The organism is Mucilaginibacter sp. (assembly GCF_028288185.1).
Classification (GTDB): Bacteria; Bacteroidota; Bacteroidia; order Sphingobacteriales; family Sphingobacteriaceae; genus Mucilaginibacter.
This window is the reverse complement of sequence record NZ_JAQBOF010000009.1, coordinates 1-17480: the sequence shown is the minus strand read 5'-3', so window position 1 is coordinate 17480 and position 17480 is coordinate 1. Positions and strand designations below refer to the sequence as shown.

Sequence of the window (17480 nt, the reverse complement as noted above, 5' to 3'; positions counted from 1 at the left end):
CATGTTTACTGTTTTTGAATATTCAGCAACAATATCTTTCGCTTGTTTCTTTGTAGCTACGAATAATACTTTACGTCCTGATTTTACAATTTGTTTTATAGCTGCAGCAGCTTCTTCAACCTTTGATAAGGTTTTATTTAGATCGATAATGTGTATACCGTTGCGCTCCATAAAAATGTACTGTGACATTTTAGGATCCCATTTGCGGGTAAGGTGACCAAAGTGTACACCAGCATCCAGTAACTCGTCGTATGTTGTTCTTGCCATTTTGTTGTCTCCTTAAATTATCGTTTACTGAATTGGAATTTCTTACGTGCTTTCTTGCGACCTGGTTTTTTACGCTCAACCATACGGTTATCACGTGTCATTAAACCTTTAGCGCGCAATGAAGGCTTCTTATCAGCATCGAGTTCAACAATAGCTTTCGCAATAGCTAAACGAACGGCTTCTGCCTGTCCTTTTACACCACCACCTGCAACATTAACTTTAACATCATATAATCCGGTTGAACCAGAAACCTCAGTTGATTGAGTAACGATGTATTGCAATGGCAATGTAGGGAAGTATTCTTTGTAATCTTTACCGTTTACGGTAATTGCACCGCTACCATCTGTAAGGTAGATACGTGCAACGGCTGTTTTTCTTCTGCCTGAAGTGTTAGTTGTTGGCATTTCTTTTTTCCTTAGTTTTTAATGGTTAAATAGCTTTCGGGTTTTGTGCTTCATGAGGATGCTCACCACCTGCATATACATGCAAATTGCCAAACAATGCTTTGCCCAAACGACTTTTAGGTAACATACCACGCACCGCTTTTTCAATTACACGTGTTGGATGCTTTGCCATTAACTCCTTAGGAGAAATGAAACGTTGACCACCTGGATATCCAGTGTAAGAAACATATTGTTTCTCGCTGAATTTATTACCGGTCAACTTTACCTTGTCTGCGTTGATAACTATTACATTATCACCACAGTCTACGTTTGGGGTAAAATCAGGCTTGTTTTTTCCACGAATGATCATTGCGATCCTTGTAGACAAGCGCCCCAAAATCTCGCCTTCCGCGTCAACAACAACCCACTGTTTGTTAACTGTTTTTTTGTTGGCTGAGACAGTTTTGTAACTTAACGTATTCACTTGCTTTTAATTAAATTAAATAAATGTTTATTATACCCCTCTTTTTAGGGACTGCAAAGATACGCTTATTTGTTTTATTTGCAAGTGGATGAATAGAAAAACATTGAAAAAAGCAATGGCTTAAATTCTAATACCACAACTAATGGATTTTGCTGTATGCGATGAGCTTGTTCTCCAGTTAATAAACAAGGAAATTACTTATCAGGGCCTACTATTGTCTACAGACGTGTTCTGTGCCATTGCTTCCTTTAATTTACCGGTGATATATACATTGCCAAAAATACCAATGCCTATCACTCTCGACTTGCCTTCCCAGGTAACTTTAGTAGTGGAGAATATTAAATAATTATCTGTGCTAACAATACTATCAATCATCCTGTCAACCAACGCACCGCCTAACAAGGCGCCGAAGGCTTGACCTATCATTTCTGATCTGCCGCCCTTCATCTCGTCTTTCACGGCTTTCTGCATGTACATGTTAAGTTCTGTTTTTACAACTTCTTTGTGTCGGGCCAGATTAGGGTTAGTAAAGATAGCTACTGACAGGATCAGCAGAATCACGATAAGGGTTAGGTAGCTTTTTTTCATTGCGGGTTAGGTTTAGTTTTTTGTACGCAAAATAATATTTATTTCACTTCAAACCAACAGTTTTAATTCTACTATTTGTAACATTTCCCTCCCCAAAATATCAAAGTAGTAATTACTACTTTTACACCTCATTAACTGATTCATTATTTAACTGCTATTAAATGTTAAAATCATTTTCACTTTCGGCCTTATTATGCTTGTTTTTGGCACAGGCAAACGCACAAAGCCTGTATATGCCACGCGATATACAAAAAGCCTTTAAAAAAGGCACCCGCGATATGAGCGGCAAACCCGGCAAAAACTACTGGCAAAATACCGGCAATTATAACATCGCCATCAGTATGGAGCCGCCCAGCCGTTTGGTAAAAGGTGTTGAGCAAATCACGTACATCAACAACAGCCCTGATACATTAAAAAGGCTGAACATGAAACTGATATTAAACATCCACCGCCCCGGCGTGGCCCGTTTTGGCGGTGCTAGCGCTGATTATCTGACATCGGGCATACAGATAGACAAAATTGTGGTTAATGACGTTAGACGCAACTGGAACAATGATCTGGCCGCAGGCACCAACCAGGCCATAGCTTTAGCCAAACCATTAATGCCGCACGATTCTGTAAAACTAAATATCGACTGGCATTTTGACCTATCTAAAGAAAGTAACCGCGAAGGTGTTATTGATTCTACCACTTTCTTCCTGGCTTATTTTTATCCGCGGGTATCTGTGTATGATGATTATAATGGCTGGGATACTTTACCCTTCCTTGATGCGCAAGAGTTTTATAACGATTTTAACAATTACACCCTTAATGTAACCGTTCCTAAAAATTTTATTGTATGGAGCACAGGTACATTACAAAACCCTAACCAGGTTTTACAGCCCGAGTTTGCCAAACGACTGCAAACATCAATGACCAGCGATAGCACCATACATATTGCTACTCCTGCCGACCTTGCTGCCAAAAACATTACCGCGCAAAATACTACTAACACCTGGACGTGGACCGCTAACAATATTTCGGACATGACTGTAGGCGTAAGCGACCATTATAACTGGGACGGTGCAAGCGTGTTGGTTGATGATGCAACGCATCGTTTAGCCAGTGTGCAGGCGGCTTACCCTGATAAATCGGCAGACTTTCATCGTTCGGTACAATTTAGCCGCAATGCATTGGGCTGGTTCTCGCATAACTGGCCGGGAGTGCCTTATCCGTTTCCTAAAATGACAGTTTTCCAGGGCTTTGCTGATATGGAATACCCAATGATGGTGAACGATAGCCACCAGGATGATATTGGCTTCGCACAATTGGTACAGGACCATGAGATTGCCCATACTTATTTCCCGTTCTATATGGGTATTAACGAAAGCCGTTACGCCTTTATGGACGAGGGCTGGGCAACCACGTTTGAACTACTAATAGGCACTGCCGAGAATGGCAAAAAGAAAGCCGATGACTTCTATAAAAAATTCCGTGTTGAACAATATATCCATGACCCATCAACTGCCGAGGACCTGCCGATCATCACCCCCAGCAGCGAGCAACGCAATGGTTATGGCAATAATGCTTACGGCAAACCATCATTAAGCTACCTGGCTTTAAAGGATATGTTAGGCGATGCACTATTTAAAAAGGCATTGCATACTTATATGGATAACTGGCACGGAAAGCACCCTATCCCCTGGGATTATTTTAATTCGATGAACGCGGGCTCTGGCAAAAATTTAAACTGGTTCTTCAACAACTGGTTTTTTACCAATGGTTATATAGATCTTGGTTTGGAAGATATAAAAGCTATTGTGGGCGGTTATAAATTATCAATCAAAAATATAGGCGGATTTGCAGTGCCATTTGATGTTGTATTAACTTATGCAGATGGTACTACCCAAAGCACGCATGTAACTGCCGGGGTGTGGGAGAAAGACCAAAAACAAATATCAATTACTGTTAACGCTAAAAAAGTTGCAAAATCTATAACCATAGATGGCGGCATTTTTATGGATGCTGATGAGAGTAATAATAAATGGAGTAAGTAATGTAACAATCAACACAAGGGTGTCATCCTGAGGCACTCGAAGGGTGAGCGTAAAGGCCTTTGCCTTCATGCTTCGAGTACCTCAGCATGACACCCCCCGCGACAAAAGCCTCTTCTCTCAAAATGAAGGGGCTTTTTTGTCGCATCCAACCCCTAAAAATGTCTTTTTCGCACACCATCTATTTGATGATCAGCTATTAGATTTGTATTATCATAAGAACCAAGACCATGAAAGGCCAGCAAGCAAAAAGTATAGACGACTACATAGCAGGTTATCCTGAGAATGTACAGGAGCTATTACAAACCATACGGGCAACCATCCAAACTGCCGCGCCCGATGCTAAAGAGGCCATTAAATACGCTATACCCACATTCACACTTAACGGCAACTTAGTGCATTTTGGCGGCTATAAAAACCATATCGGCTTTTACCCGGCACCAATGGGTATAGAAGCGTTTAAAGAAGAGACGGCTAAATACGAAACCGGTAAAGGCACACTGCAATTTCCGATAAATAAACCCTTGCCACTAGATCTGATCACCAGGATTGTAAAATACAGGGTGGAAAAGAATTCGGAGAAAAGAAAAAGCAATCCTAAAATCCTCTAATCCAACAAATCTTAGTTTTAGTTACCAACACCCCTTTGACATTCCAACCCATAACCCGATTTTCGCTATCCGAATAAAAATATATGATTGCACACCATAAAAAATTAGCTGCCGAATTTTCAATAGCCGAAAAGCAAGTTACCGCAACCGTTAGTTTATTGGACGAAGGCGCAACCGTACCCTTCATTTCCCGATACCGTAAAGAATTAACCGGGAGTTTAGACGAGGTACAGGTAGCCGGCATTCGTGACAGGATACAACAATTACGCGATCTGGATAAACGCCGCGAAGCCATATTAAACTCGTTAACCGAAATGGGCAAGCTAACGCCCGAGCTACAGGCGCAAATAAACGCCGCCGAGACAATGGTATTGCTGGAAGATATTTACCTTCCCTATCGCCCTAAACGTAAAACCCGCGCTACCACTGCCCGCGAGAAAGGCTTACAACCGTTGGCCGATCTGATCTTCGCGCAAAACAAATTTGATGTGGAGGCCGAGGCCGAAAAATATATCTCTGAAGAAAAAGGAGTTACCAGCATTGAGGAAGCCCTGGGCGGCGCACGGGACATTATTGCCGAACATATAAGTGAAGATGCCGTTGTACGTACAAAAATACGTGAGCTGTTTATGGGCAAAGGCTCATTTAAAAGTCGGGTTATTACCGGTAAAGAAACCGAGGGCATTAAATACAAAGATTACTTTGAGTGGGAAGAGCCCGTAAAATCGGCACCATCACATCGGATACTGGCCATGCGCCGCGGCGAGAAAGAGGAGATTCTTTATTTAGATGTATTACCACCCGAGGAAGAGGCTGTAGATCAATTAGAAAAAGCATTTATAACAGGAAACAATATTGCTGCCGACCAGGTTAAACAAGCTATTGCCGATGGCTATAAGCGCCTGCTGCGCCCATCAATGGAAACAGAGGTGCGCCTGCTAACCAAAAAGAAAGCTGATGAAGAAGCCATCCGTGTGTTTGCAGAGAACGCGCGTCAGTTGTTATTAGCGGCACCGCTGGGTCAAAAACGCACTATGGCTGTCGATCCGGGTTTCCGTACGGGTTGTAAGGTGGTTTGTTTGGATGAGCAGGGTAAGTTGTTAGAGTATACCGCTGTATTCCCGCATACCGGTGCAGGGCAGGCTAAAGAGGCAGAGAAAACCATCGGACATTTATTTGAAAAATATAATATACAAGCCATAGCAATTGGCAACGGTACTGCAGGCAGAGAAACAGAACTATTTATTCGCAAGCTGAATTTGCCGGGCGTAGAAATAGTTATGGTAAATGAAAGTGGTGCTTCAATCTACTCGGCATCTGATGTGGCGCGCGAGGAATTTCCGGATAAGGACGTTACTGTTAGGGGTGCTGTATCTATTGGTCGTCGCTTGATGGACCCGTTGGCCGAATTGGTGAAGATCGATCCAAAATCCATAGGTGTTGGGCAATACCAGCATGATGTGGACCAGAATAAATTGCAGGCATCGTTAGATGATACCGTAATTAGCTGCGTTAACGCGGTTGGTGTGGAGTTGAATACCGCATCGAAACAGATCCTTTCGTATGTATCGGGTTTAGGTCCGCAACTGGCTCAAAAGATCGTTGAATACCGTGACGAAAACGGCGCATTTAAACACCGCGACCAGCTAAAAAAAGTACCACGACTGGGCGATAAAGCTTTTGAGCAAGCAGCCGGATTTTTACGTATCCATAATGCCGCAAACCCTTTGGACGCAAGCGCTGTCCACCCTGAACGTTATCCGCTGGTAGCCCAAATAGCTAAAGATAAAGGTTGTACGGTTAAGGATCTGATTCATGACGATAAGCTGCGCCAAAGCATCCCATTACAAAAATATATTACCGATACAGTAGGCTTACCAACGCTGACTGATATTATGGCCGAGCTGGCCAAACCGGGCCGCGACCCGCGCGAAAAGTTTGAAGCCTTTAGCTTTACCGATGGTGTAAACAGTATTACAGACCTGAAAGCAGGCATGAGGCTGCCGGGCATAGTAACCAACATTACCAACTTTGGGGCATTTGTTGATATTGGCGTACACCAGGATGGACTGGTACATTTAAGCCAGATCACCAACCGTTTCATTAAAGATCCTAACGAGGTGCTAAAAGTTCATCAGCAGGTTGAGGTTACCGTTACCGAGGTTGATGTGGCCCGCAAGCGTATCTCCTTATCCATGAAAACTGATGAGCCTAAAAAAGAGCACCGTCCGGCCGCGCCTGTAAAACAGCATCAGCCTGCAAAGCCGGCTTATAATCCGCCAAAAAAGAAAGAGCCGGAGCTTGAAACCGATATGGCGATTAAGTTGGCAGCTTTGAAGAATCTGTTTAAGTAGGCAAATATTAAGACTTACGAAGTTTTTGAAACTTCGTAAGTCTATAAATTATCCTTTTTTTGTGGGTGTTCCATACTGAGTTTAGCACGCTTGCCTCATTAATCAGCTGATTTTTTTACAAACGTTTACTTTTTCGCCCGGTTTATTATATTTACAAAACTAATTATTTAAAACTTTAGCATTGATCCATGAAGATTATAGAAAACCACGCCGAATTTGAAGCGCTTTTAGGTCAGGAAATCGGTGTATCAGACTGGCATACCATTACCCAGCTACAGATAAACCAGTTTGCCGAGTCGACAATAGATCATCAATGGATACATACCGACCCCGAAAGAGCCAAAATTGAAAGTCCGTTTAATGCCACCATTGCGCATGGCTATTTAACCGTATCGCTGTTGCCCTATTTCTGGCATCAGATCGCTGATGTACGAAACCTTAAAATGTTGATTAATTACGGTATTGAAAACATCCGCTTTGCCCAACCTGTAGTGGTTGAAAGCCGCGTGAGGCTTATTGCCAAACTTGATTCGATTGCCAATTTAAGGGGTATTACTAAAGCTACAATTGGTGTAACTATGGAAATTGAAGGTGAGAAAAAACCGGCTTATACGGGGGCAGTAGTATTTTTATATCACTTTATATCGTAACCCGGGCTAGTTTTTGGGGTGATATTTGTTTTATCAAATAATATGCTAAATTTGATAAACCTTTTATTGTCAATCAATTACCAATGCCTATTTTCATGATAAAGAAAGTTACACTTTTTTTATATGCGCTAATGTTTGTTGCATTAGGGTGTAAATTAGATAAGTCTGTTTCTCCAGGCGGTGCCGATAGTTTAAAAACTACTGGCGGCACCTCTGGTAATACTGTCGATAGTTACCAGCCGGCCACAAAAGGCACCTACTGGAAATATTCTGCAACTATAATGAACACACAGGCCCAGCCCCCTGTTAACATGACAGAACTTCAAACTACCACCATGACTGGTGCTACAATAACAATTAACAATAAAGTTTACTATACAGCCAACAGTGTTGTCGATACCATGAAAGGTTACGTTTACTTTTATCATGGCAATAATACTTATAGCTACAGAAGCAACCTTATATCCCCGGACGTTGTAGTAGAATATGTATATTTAAAAGATAATGCAGCTGTTGGTGTTACATGGACTTCGCCAATAACAGACAGTGGCAAGATAAATGGTACCCCTGCACAAATTGTTGGCTCAATTATAGAGAAAGATATTAGTATAACACTGGCAGGTAAAACATTTACTAACGTTACACATACGCAATTACTTTTGCAGTATGATACGGGTACCGGTTTTTCAACCTTTCAAAATATGGACTATTATATTGCTAAAGGTATAGGCATAATCCGGATCTACACAAAAAACATACAGTTCTCTACTACTACCAGTAACAATATTATAACTGATTATACTGTAAAGTAATAAGCCGTCTGTAACCTCAGTGCCATAATACTACCCTGACTCTCCTTCTTCGCTAAAGGTGTGCGTACTTTTGTGTTTTAATATATCCATGAACACAAATCAAATCCGCCTAAGCGTATTAGACCAATCCCCCATCCGTAAAGGTGTTACTGCCGAGCAAGCTGTGCAGGAAACCATCGCGTTAGCAAAATATACAGACCAATTGGGCTATACCCGTTTTTGGGTATCAGAACATCATAATACTGGCAGCCTGGCCGGGTCCACCCCCGAGGTATTAATAGCCTACCTGGCATCGCAAACAACAAACATTCGGGTGGGTTCGGGTGGAGTAATGATGCCTAACCATAGCACCTTAAAGGTTGCCGAAAATTTCAGGATGCTGGAAGCATTGGCCCCCGGCAGGGTAGACCTGGGCATGGGCCGCGCGCCGGGTACCGACCGCATCACAGCATCCATACTTAATCCATCAAACCATTTTGCCGAGCAGGATTTTATGGAACAACTGGCAGACCTGCGCAACTATTTCCATGACACCGCCGAGCCGGGTACCATACAGCAAAAAATACGCGCTATACCGCAGGTAAAAACTGTACCTGCTATGTGGCTGTTAAGTTCGAGCGGGCAAAGCGGATTATTTGCTGCGCATTTTGGCATGGGCCTGGCGTTTGCCCATTTTATTAATCCGGTTGGTGGGCCGCAGGCGGTGCAATTGTATAAAGACAAATTTCAGCCATCACAAGATCTGGAACAACCCGAAGCCAACATGGCCATATTTGTTTTCTGTTCGGACGATGAAGAGAAAGTAATGAAGCACAAAGCCGTGATGGACCATCGTTTCATACAGTTTGAAAGAGGCCTGGGCTTATCGCCATTTGGTTATGAGGAGATAAAAGATATCGAATACACCCTGCATGAGCAGGACCGCATACGTTACAACCGCCAACGGGTAGTTGCCGGTACACCGGCTATGGTAAAAACCCGACTAAACCAACTTGCCGAAAGCTATGGTGTTGATGAAATTATTGCTGTAACCATTGCAGAGGATTTTGACGACAGGCTGCGATCATATAAATTGCTGGCAGATATGTTTGGGGTAAATCAATAAGCCTACCAGCTAATAACCCCTTATTACTTTATAGCATAAAAAGTTACTTTACTAATTACACGTGCGCCTGTATTTGCAATATATAAATTACCTGCCGGATCAAACATCATTCCCAGCGGAGAATTTACTGACGCACTAAATGCCGGCCCGGTAAGCACACCTGCATTTGATGTCCCTTTTATAAAAGTGGTTACTAAGCCCAGTTTATTAATTTCGCGCACTTCGTAAACCGGCAGTGACGGATTTTCATCGGTTACCCAAATATTGCCTGCCAGATCAATTGCTAATTGCCTTGGGTTAGTAAACTGCGCCGCGACACCCGCGCCGTCAACAAGGCCAGTTGCACCGCTGCCTGCCAGGGTTGTTACTACCCCATCTGCCGATATGCGACGTATGTTTCTAAATTCGCGATCGGTAACATAAATTGTGCCTTCATCATCAATAGCTATACCTTCTAAATTACCAAACTGCGCATCAGCGCCTTTTCCGTTAGCGTAACCGTCAGTTCCATTTCCGGCAATAGTGGTTACTACACCTGCAGTAGATATTTTGCGCACCCTATGCGCGTCATTAACATATAGGTTCCCTAATACATCATGGGTTATCCCGGTAATAGCGCTAAACTTAGCGGCCGTTCCGGTACCATCCGCATAACCCTGGGTACCATTGCCTGCAAAAACAGTTGCTGTTTTATCAGGAGTTATTTTAACAATGTTAAAGTTGCCGGCATTAGCTACATACATATCACCTATAGCTAAAATTGTAAAATCTGCTATTGCCTTAAAATCACCGGTTGAACTGGTAATCGGTTGGGTGCGCCCATCTGATAATATTTTATAGATACTGGTACCGTTATCACTGAATGCGTTTTCCTGCCTATCTAAGGCCAAATGTTTTAACTGGTTGCCGCCACCAATTGATATAAAATCATCAACCGTACCATACATTACCGTAAAACTAACCGGCGACTGCAATTGAGCCGTACCAGTTCTAAGTACCAACTGCCCAGAATTAGCAGTTGCAGGAACCGTAACCGTAATTTGGGTTGAGGTAATGGAACTGATAGGCATCTGCAAATCATTTAAATACACGATGGTACTACCCGGCGTGGTATTAAAACTTGAACCCGAAATTTTAATAACCGTATTAGGTAACCCACTTTGAGGGCTAATGCCATATATTACGGGGTCTGGCACATTAATAACACCCGAATCACCATCAGGTGTTGAGTTAGGCGTAGTAGTTGCTTTTTTTGCGCAACTGCTTATAAAACTAACCAGCAACAAAGCTATTATAAAACTGAAATGTGTTTTGCAGTAAAGATTTTTCAATGGAAGGAGGTTTATTATTTATTACAAGTTAGCTTTAATTTTTAAATAAAAAGCATTAACCATAGTTTGCTATACATTATTTACAAAACAGCCGTTTAAGCTTTTAGGCTTAAACGGTTGTTTAATGTAAGGTTTAGGTTTATTATTGTTAAAGGTTTAGACTTATTATTTAATAGTTACTTTACTAATGGTGTTTGCACCTGTATTTGCAATGTATAAATTGCCCAATACATCTATAGTCATTCCATCAGGGAAATTTGTAGAGGCTGTGGCTAGCGGGCCGTTAATAACACCCGTATTGGATGTACCAGTCAATAAGGTAGTTACTACACCCAATCTATTAATCATTCTTATTGAAAACATAGGCAGCAAATAATTTTCATCAGAAACAAAAACATTCCCGGCTGCGTCTACTGCTAACCCATGGGGGTTATTAAATTGCGCGGCGGCACCCGGGCCATTTGCAAAACCTTGCGTACCACTACCCGCTAATGTGGTAACAACACCATCGGGAGTTATTTTACGTATCTTTTTATATTTGGTGTCGCTAACATATATGTTGTTGTTAGCATCTACCGCTATGCCTTCCAGCGTACCAAATTGGGCTGTAGCGCCGGTTCCGTCAACACTGCCATCTGTTGCGCTACCGGCTATAGTAGTAACCAAACCAGCGTTAGATATTTTGCGCACACGGTGTGTATCATTAACATATAGGTTATTTGATTGATCAATGGCAATACCAGTAGGAGAGCTAAACCTGGCTGCATTACCGCCTCCATCCGCAATGGCGTCGGTACCATTACCCGCAAATGAGCTTACTATTCCTTCGGGCGTTACTCTAACAATATTATGACCTCCACGATCCGGCACATACAAATTACCAAGCTGATCACCAACCGTACCCCAAATACTTTTAAAAGCATTACTATTAGCACCACCCGCAACTAAACTTACAGTACCGCCTACAGCGATTTTATAAATTGATTTAGCTCCATCATCACCAAAAATATTACCTGATGCATCAATTATGATATGCCTTAGGGTTGTTGTACCCAAATCTTTAAAGGTGCTTACCGTACCACTGGTTACAGTAAGGTTGGTTGTTGAAGTAAGTACGGTGGCACCGCTTTTAAGCACAATGGGACCCGTTGTAGCGTTTGCCGGTACTGTTACCAATATCTCTGTAATTGGAATAGAATTACCTGTAATAGCGGATACACCGTTTACTACTAGCGTATTAATTGAATTAATCGTAGCGGGCACACCGTTTATTGTTATGGTATTATTTGAAAACAATGGATCGAAGTTATAACCAATAATGCTTATTACACTATTAGGTAAAGCACTGGATGGTTGAATACTGTTCATTACAGGTATTGCAACAGTAGGCGGCGGGTTTGGAATGCCATCTACATAAGCATTATGGAGCTCTTTAGTGTAATCTTTTTTACACCCGTTTATAACAACAGAAAGCACTATTACACTAAGCGTAATAGCTATTTTTCGCCATCTTAAGTTACTAGTTTTCATCGCTTTATTTGGTTTGTGGTTATTGGTTCAGGTATTTTAGGTGAATATACAGAGTTTTTTAATCATTCAAACATGCTACAACAAATACTGACGAATAAGTCAGTAATATTTTGAATTTCAATACACTAAGTATCTTCAGCAGGCGTAGTGGCACCTTTATGTAAGGATAAATTAACATTAGTTTATTAGCAGTAAAAACTTAAATCGTATCTTTGCCGTTATTATAATATATTCAAATCCATATCATTCGTGATCATACTCATATTTTTCCTGGCGCACTGGTTCCTGTCGCTATTTTTTCAAACATTTTTTCTGCATCGTTATGCTTCACACAAAATGTTTAGCACCCATAAAATTAACGAGCGTATTTTCCACATGCTTACGTTTATTTGCCAAGGTTCGTCTTATTTAAACCCGCGCGCTTATGCAATTATGCACCGCGAGCATCATGCTTATAGCGATACCGAAAAGGATCCGCATTCGCCTTATTTCTTCAGAGATGTTTTCCAGATGATGTGGCGCACCGCGTTGAGCTATAAGTTGTATGAAAAACGCTTAAAAGAGCCCGAAGCTCAGTTTAAAGGCAACTATCCTGAGTGGCGATTGGTTGATTACTGGGGATCGACCTTTGTATCACGTATATTATTTGGTATTGGCTATATAGCTTTTTACGTTGCCTTTGCTACCCATTGGTGGATGTTTTTATTATTACCAATACACTTTATGATGGGGCCTATACATGGCGCTATTGTAAACTGGTGCGGCCATAAATACGGTTACTCTAACTTTGATAATGGGGACAAGTCAAAAAATTCTTTCCCGTTAGATTTTCTAATGCTTGGCGAGTTGTTTCAAAACAATCATCATAAACGCCCTAATAATTCAAACTTTGCCGCTAAATGGTTTGAGTTTGACCCTGTTTACCCGGTAATGAAAGTTATGCATTGGGTAAGGATAATTAAATTACGTAAGCCTCTTGCCGGTTAAGCAGAAAGCTTAAAAGCCAAAGCCAAAAGCTTTTCAACTGATAAATTACTAATAAAGGGTAAAGGCAAGCTTTCAGCTTTTACCTTTACCCTTTTAGCTTAAATAGAATGAAAGTATCTTCACTAGCCGAAAACCTTCGCGGTTCTGAAATTATTAAAATAGCCGGCGAAATCAACGAGTTAAAACGCCAGGGTCAAAACATTGCCAACCTAACTATTGGCGATTACGACTCAAATATCTATCCTATCCCGGATGAATTAAAGCAAGGCATTGTTGATGCTTATAAGGATAATCAAACCAACTACCCGCCTGCTGATGGCGTATTGTTGCTGCGCGAAAGTGTTTCTACTTTTTTAAAGAATCGTTTGGGTTTAGATTATAAGCCTAACCAAATCTTAATATCGGGCGGCTCAAGGCCGTTGATCTACTCTACCTACCTGGCTGTTGTTGATGAGGGCGATAAAGTTGTTTTCCCGGCACCGTCATGGAACAATAACCACTATTGCGATCTGCTAAAGGCCGAAGGCGTAATGGTACAAACCAGGGCCGAAAATAATTTTATGCCTACGGCAGACGAGTTGCGCCCGCATATTAAAGGCGCTGCTTTATTAGCACTATGTTCACCATTGAACCCTACCGGCACCATGTTCCATAAAACGGATCTGGAAGAAATTTGTGATATGGTTATTGCCGAAAATAAAACCCGCAGCTCAGACGAAAAACCACTCTACTTTTTATACGATCAGATATACTCGCAATTAACCTTTGGCGATAATCAGCATTTCGATCCGGTTACTTTGCGTCCCGAGTTGAAGGATTATGTTATATTTATTGACGGCGCCTCTAAATGCTTTGCGGCTACCGGTGTGCGCGTTGGCTGGGGTTTTGGACCCGAAGGTGTCATCAACAACATGAAAGCCATTGTGGGCCACATGGGCGCATGGGCGCCTAAGGCAGAGCAGGTTGCTATGGCTAAATATATTGTGGAAGACGATAAGGTAAATGCCTACCTTGATAAATTAAAATCAAGGATTCAAGCCAGCTTGAATTCATTACATAATGGTTTCCAGCAATTAAAGGCTGATGGCTTTAGTGTTGACTCGATAGCCCCCATGGGAGCCATATACCTAACGTTAAAAATAGATTACACCGGTAAAATCACTCCTGACGGTACAGTACTTAAAGACTCTGCTGATATTAATTTTTATTTGATAAAAGAAGCTAAAATTGCTTTTGTACCGTTCTCTGCCTTTGGTACTGACGATGATGTAAACTGGTTCCGTGCTTCGGTAGGCGCCTGCACTTTTGAGGATATTGAGCAGGCTATCCCAAGAATTAAAGAAGCGCTGGCGAAATTGAAATAAAAAAAATCCCGTTGTTTAAAGGACAACGGGATTCATAAATTTAGTTTAGATCTATAATTACGCTAAAAGTATTTAGCCCGGTGTCTACATCATACTCATAAGTAAACGTATCTGATGATTTGGTAATGATAAGCAAACCAAAATGCTCCATTAAATTACTTACATCCAAAACTTCGTCACCGTTTTCTTCTTCGCATACAAAGCGTATCTGGGTATCGCTTTCAACAACGGCATACATGCTATGCAAGCCATCTTTAGTTAGTAACTCTTTGTGGCCCACGTCATAAACAAGTAATGATGTAATATTGCCCGGATGGAAACGGTTACCAAAGTCCTTCTTATCTATATTAATGTTATCCTCGTTAATGGTGACATCTAAAAATGTTTCAATAGTACCGGCATGTTTTATGCCATTGGTTAACAGTTCAATTATTATAACCTCAATTTTAAAGCTAATCCCTTCTGTATTTACACCCGCAGGCAAGCTGTTGATCACAAAATCAAGTACTTCCTGTACCGATGCCTTTATTGACTGCCTGGTATTAGGTAATAAAAACTGTTTACTTGCTAATTGTGCCATGTATTTTTATTACTGATTAGTAATCTCATCAAAACTATTATATATTTTAAAGACCTTATCCAACCTTGTTAAAGCAAACAGGTTGGTTATGTCTTTACTCAAGCCAACTAAAACAACGTCAGCCTGGAAAGATATTAAATGTTTAAAAACTGATACGATCGAACCTAAAAATGAACTATCAATATACTCAACCGCGCTCATATTTATGGCAATTGATTTATGATATTTGTCAAAAAGCTTGATAACCTCGGCTTTAAACGCATCTCCGTTTTCAAGGCTGGCTTCTTTTATGTTCAGATTAACAAGCAAAATATTATTAAGTTCTTTATATACTTTAATCATACTCTAATTTTTATATATGCTGATTATGCTTCGGTCATCCACCTGTTCATTTAAACTGTCGGTAAACAAACTCTTGGCTATATGCGTAAAGTTATTCTCTCTTTCCATAAAAGGCTTTAAAGTTTTAGAAAATTGATTGTAGTCGCTTTTCTTGCCGGTTTTATCAATAAAGTCTATCATACCATCGGTAAAGACAAAAAGCCTGTCGCCTTGGTTTAAAACAATTTCCTTCTCACTGTAATTACCTTCCTCAAATAAGCCTAACAACAACCCTGACGAGCTTACCATGGTCAACTCGCCTGTTTCATTGCTGTATTGCAGTAAAGGCAAATCGCCGGCACCTGCATAAGTAATGCGGTTGGTTTCGCTATCAATCAGCAGCAGAGATAAACTTGATAAAATATCTTTCAACACCTCATCAAAACAAATAATACTATTTACCTGCTGCAAAATTTTAGCGGTCGAGTATTCTTCATTAAAAGCTGCAAACCTTACCGCCGACCGCACATAGCTTAAAAACCCAAAAGTAAAGAACCAGGCCATCCACTTTTTGCCCATAATATCGCCCAGCACAATAAAGTTGTAACGATCGTTAACCTTTATAAAATCAATAAAATCGCCGCCGGGGATATCATGGTATGCCTGATGCCAAAAATCAACACTAAACTCTTTTATCTGCGGCGGTTTAACCGGTATTGATTTGATGTTAAGTGATTTTGCTGCTTTCTTTACTTCGTTTTCTGACAGCTCGCGCTGCTTATCAACAGCAAACAGTATGTTGTTAACTTTTGATACAATTACGTTTATAGGCGTATCTTTTATTACATAATCAATAGCCTGTAGGTCAAGCCCTTTTTCAACCAGGTCCTTGTCTGAGAAAAAGGTTAAAAAAACAAACGGGATATCTTTAAATGCAGGATCGTTCATTAAATAGCGCCTAAACTCAAAGCCGTTCATTTTAAGCATCAGGTAGTCAGACAATATAATATCGGGCTTAGTACCTTCCTGCAATAATATAATCGCCGCCTCGGCCGATGGTGCTACAGTACATTTAAACCCTGATTTTTTAAACACCTGCTCAATCAACTTTAAAAAAAGCTGGTCATCATCAACAAGTAATATCTGCTTGGGTTTACTAATAGCCATTATCGGGGTATTATATTGGGGGGCTTGTTTAATGCTTTATTAACTATCAATTTTAAATAATAATCCTGATAAAAAATAATATTAAATAGTTTTTCATTTATGAATGAATGCCTGCTTCTCTTACCGGCAGCAATTTCAATTAAAAATTGTAGCAAGTGTAGGGCTACACCGCTACATCTGCTACAAACTTTATAAACGATAAATCTTAATCCTATACCAACACCCAACAAAAAAGCGCCATTGCAAATCTCTTCACAATGGCGCCTTATTATTATTAGGGGATGTATTTGTTATGACATCTTTAGCTTCTTCTGTATATCAGCTACGTAGCCTTTAAATTTTTTATCAGTATCAATTAAATCTTCAACTGTTTGGCAAGCGTAAATTACGGTTGAGTGGTCGCGACCGCCAAAAAAATGACCTATTGATTTTAATGAGCTTTTGGTATGCGCCTTAGCCAGGTACATAGATATCTGACGGGCCTGCACGATCTCGCGCTTGCGGGTTTGTGATTTTACCATATCAATTGGCACTTCAAAATACTCACAAACTAAATTCTGTATGTATTCCATCGAAATTTCTTTCGATGAATTTTTTACAAAGTTCTTCAGCATTTGCTTAGCCAAATTCAAATCTATCTCCTTACGGTTCAAGGTTGATTGCGCCAATAACGATACCATGGCGCCTTCTAGCTCACGTACGTTATTATCTATGTTGTGAGCAACATATTCTACCACATCGTTTGATAACTCGATACCGTCCTGATAAATCTTGTTTTTCAAGATCGCCATACGGGTTTCCAGATCAGGGATCTGCAAATCGGCAGAAAGGCCCCATTTGAAACGCGATAGCAAACGTTCCTCTAAACCGGCAAGGTCCTTAGGTGCTTTATCTGATGTAATAATAAGCTGTT

18 protein-coding genes are annotated in these 17480 nt (G+C 40.8%); 8 read left to right on the top strand and 10 right to left on the bottom strand.

All coding sequences use genetic code 11. From position 1 onward, the window contains the following. The 4 genes from rpsB to JWQ34_RS04335 all read right to left on the bottom strand — a co-directional run. Positions 1-267: 30S ribosomal protein S2 (rpsB, locus tag JWQ34_RS04350; RefSeq protein WP_299354427.1), on the bottom strand; the 267-nt coding region annotated here is incomplete at its 3' end. 17 nt (positions 268-284) lie between these two features. Next, complete coding sequence (gene rpsI / locus JWQ34_RS04345; protein ID WP_299354424.1) at positions 285-671, bottom strand: 30S ribosomal protein S9; 387 nt, start codon at positions 669-671, stop codon at positions 285-287. Between the two features lie 25 nt (positions 672-696). Then, positions 697-1134, bottom strand: coding sequence for a 50S ribosomal protein L13 (gene rplM / locus JWQ34_RS04340; protein WP_299354421.1), 438 nt, complete (start codon positions 1132-1134; stop codon positions 697-699). A gap of 201 nt (positions 1135-1335) precedes the next feature. Then, positions 1336-1722, bottom strand: coding sequence for a DUF4359 domain-containing protein (locus JWQ34_RS04335; RefSeq protein WP_299354418.1), 387 nt, complete (start codon positions 1720-1722; stop codon positions 1336-1338). A gap of 161 nt (positions 1723-1883) precedes the next feature. Here JWQ34_RS04335 and JWQ34_RS04330 point away from each other — a divergent pair, with 161 nt between their 5' ends. The 6 genes from JWQ34_RS04330 to JWQ34_RS04305 all read left to right on the top strand — a co-directional run bounded on the left by JWQ34_RS04330 (position 1884) and on the right by JWQ34_RS04305 (position 9287). After that, complete coding sequence (locus JWQ34_RS04330; protein ID WP_299354415.1) at positions 1884-3758, top strand: M1 family metallopeptidase; 1875 nt, start codon at positions 1884-1886, stop codon at positions 3756-3758. Positions 3759-3985: 227 nt separating this feature from the next. Continuing rightward, positions 3986-4366 (top strand): DUF1801 domain-containing protein, encoded by a 381-nt coding sequence (locus tag JWQ34_RS04325; RefSeq protein ID WP_299354413.1) that lies wholly within the window; start codon positions 3986-3988, stop codon positions 4364-4366. Between the two features lie 83 nt (positions 4367-4449). Further along, the gene (locus JWQ34_RS04320) at positions 4450-6720 is read left to right on the top strand and encodes a Tex family protein (protein WP_299354410.1); all 2271 of its coding nucleotides are present in this window, start codon (positions 4450-4452) and stop codon (positions 6718-6720) included. 188 nt (positions 6721-6908) lie between these two features. Next, positions 6909-7370 carry a MaoC family dehydratase gene (locus JWQ34_RS04315; protein WP_299354407.1) on the top strand — a complete coding sequence of 154 codons (462 nt, stop codon included), beginning with the start codon at positions 6909-6911 and terminating at the stop codon, positions 7368-7370. Positions 7371-7465: 95 nt separating this feature from the next. Further along, complete coding sequence (locus JWQ34_RS04310) at positions 7466-8182, top strand: hypothetical protein (RefSeq protein ID WP_299354404.1); 717 nt, start codon at positions 7466-7468, stop codon at positions 8180-8182. 88 nt (positions 8183-8270) lie between these two features. Beyond that, positions 8271-9287, top strand: a complete 1017-nt coding sequence (locus JWQ34_RS04305; protein WP_299354401.1) for an LLM class flavin-dependent oxidoreductase — start codon at positions 8271-8273, stop codon at positions 9285-9287. A gap of 23 nt (positions 9288-9310) precedes the next feature. On the opposite strand, the gene JWQ34_RS04300 is transcribed toward JWQ34_RS04305, so the two are convergent. Together JWQ34_RS04300 and JWQ34_RS04295 are read right to left on the bottom strand one after the other, a co-directional pair. Further along, a complete protein-coding gene (locus JWQ34_RS04300) occupies positions 9311-10618 on the bottom strand; it encodes an IPT/TIG domain-containing protein (protein ID WP_299354398.1) in 1308 nt (435 codons plus the stop codon). A gap of 165 nt (positions 10619-10783) precedes the next feature. Beyond that, entirely contained in the window at positions 10784-12148 is a 1365-nt protein-coding gene (locus JWQ34_RS04295) for a hypothetical protein (RefSeq protein WP_299354395.1), read from the bottom strand. Between the two features lie 249 nt (positions 12149-12397). Here JWQ34_RS04295 and JWQ34_RS04290 point away from each other — a divergent pair, with 249 nt between their 5' ends. Together JWQ34_RS04290 and JWQ34_RS04285 are read left to right on the top strand one after the other, a co-directional pair. Then, the gene (locus tag JWQ34_RS04290) at positions 12398-13135 is read left to right on the top strand and encodes an acyl-CoA desaturase (RefSeq protein ID WP_299354392.1); all 738 of its coding nucleotides are present in this window, start codon (positions 12398-12400) and stop codon (positions 13133-13135) included. Positions 13136-13242: 107 nt separating this feature from the next. Next, complete coding sequence (locus JWQ34_RS04285) at positions 13243-14499, top strand: aminotransferase class I/II-fold pyridoxal phosphate-dependent enzyme (protein WP_299354389.1); 1257 nt, start codon at positions 13243-13245, stop codon at positions 14497-14499. Between the two features lie 40 nt (positions 14500-14539). Here the strand turns inward: JWQ34_RS04285 and JWQ34_RS04280 are convergent, their stop codons facing one another. The 4 genes from JWQ34_RS04280 to JWQ34_RS04265 form a co-directional block, all read right to left on the bottom strand. Continuing rightward, positions 14540-15079: a hypothetical protein gene (locus JWQ34_RS04280; RefSeq protein ID WP_299354386.1), complete on the bottom strand. Its 540-nt coding sequence runs from the start codon at positions 15077-15079 to the stop codon at positions 14540-14542. Between the two features lie 9 nt (positions 15080-15088). Then, positions 15089-15421 carry an STAS domain-containing protein gene (locus tag JWQ34_RS04275; protein ID WP_299354383.1) on the bottom strand — a complete coding sequence of 111 codons (333 nt, stop codon included), beginning with the start codon at positions 15419-15421 and terminating at the stop codon, positions 15089-15091. A gap of 3 nt (positions 15422-15424) precedes the next feature. After that, positions 15425-16567: a response regulator gene (locus JWQ34_RS04270; RefSeq protein WP_299354380.1), complete on the bottom strand. Its 1143-nt coding sequence runs from the start codon at positions 16565-16567 to the stop codon at positions 15425-15427. Between the two features lie 290 nt (positions 16568-16857). After that, the coding region (locus JWQ34_RS04265) for a helix-turn-helix domain-containing protein (RefSeq protein ID WP_299354377.1) at positions 16858-17480 on the bottom strand (623 nt) is incomplete at its 5' end.

Excerpts from the sequence above, each read along its gene's own strand:
- rpsI (WP_299354424.1), bottom strand. The coding sequence starts at position 671 with ATGCCAACAACTAACACTTCAGGCAGAAGAAAAACAGCCGTTGCACGT.
- JWQ34_RS04335 (WP_299354418.1), bottom strand. The coding sequence starts at position 1,722 with ATGAAAAAAAGCTACCTAACCCTTATCGTGATTCTGCTGATCCTGTCA.
- JWQ34_RS04330 (WP_299354415.1), top strand. The coding sequence starts at position 1,884 with ATGTTAAAATCATTTTCACTTTCGGCCTTATTATGCTTGTTTTTGGCA.
- JWQ34_RS04325 (WP_299354413.1), top strand. The coding sequence starts at position 3,986 with ATGAAAGGCCAGCAAGCAAAAAGTATAGACGACTACATAGCAGGTTAT.
- JWQ34_RS04320 (WP_299354410.1), top strand. The coding sequence starts at position 4,450 with ATGATTGCACACCATAAAAAATTAGCTGCCGAATTTTCAATAGCCGAA.
- JWQ34_RS04315 (WP_299354407.1), top strand. The coding sequence starts at position 6,909 with ATGAAGATTATAGAAAACCACGCCGAATTTGAAGCGCTTTTAGGTCAG.
- JWQ34_RS04310 (WP_299354404.1), top strand. The coding sequence starts at position 7,466 with ATGATAAAGAAAGTTACACTTTTTTTATATGCGCTAATGTTTGTTGCA.
- JWQ34_RS04305 (WP_299354401.1), top strand. The coding sequence starts at position 8,271 with ATGAACACAAATCAAATCCGCCTAAGCGTATTAGACCAATCCCCCATC.
- JWQ34_RS04295 (WP_299354395.1), bottom strand. The coding sequence starts at position 12,148 with ATGAAAACTAGTAACTTAAGATGGCGAAAAATAGCTATTACGCTTAGT.
- JWQ34_RS04285 (WP_299354389.1), top strand. The coding sequence starts at position 13,243 with ATGAAAGTATCTTCACTAGCCGAAAACCTTCGCGGTTCTGAAATTATT.
- JWQ34_RS04280 (WP_299354386.1), bottom strand. The coding sequence starts at position 15,079 with ATGGCACAATTAGCAAGTAAACAGTTTTTATTACCTAATACCAGGCAG.
- JWQ34_RS04275 (WP_299354383.1), bottom strand. The coding sequence starts at position 15,421 with ATGATTAAAGTATATAAAGAACTTAATAATATTTTGCTTGTTAATCTG.
- JWQ34_RS04270 (WP_299354380.1), bottom strand. The coding sequence starts at position 16,567 with ATGGCTATTAGTAAACCCAAGCAGATATTACTTGTTGATGATGACCAG.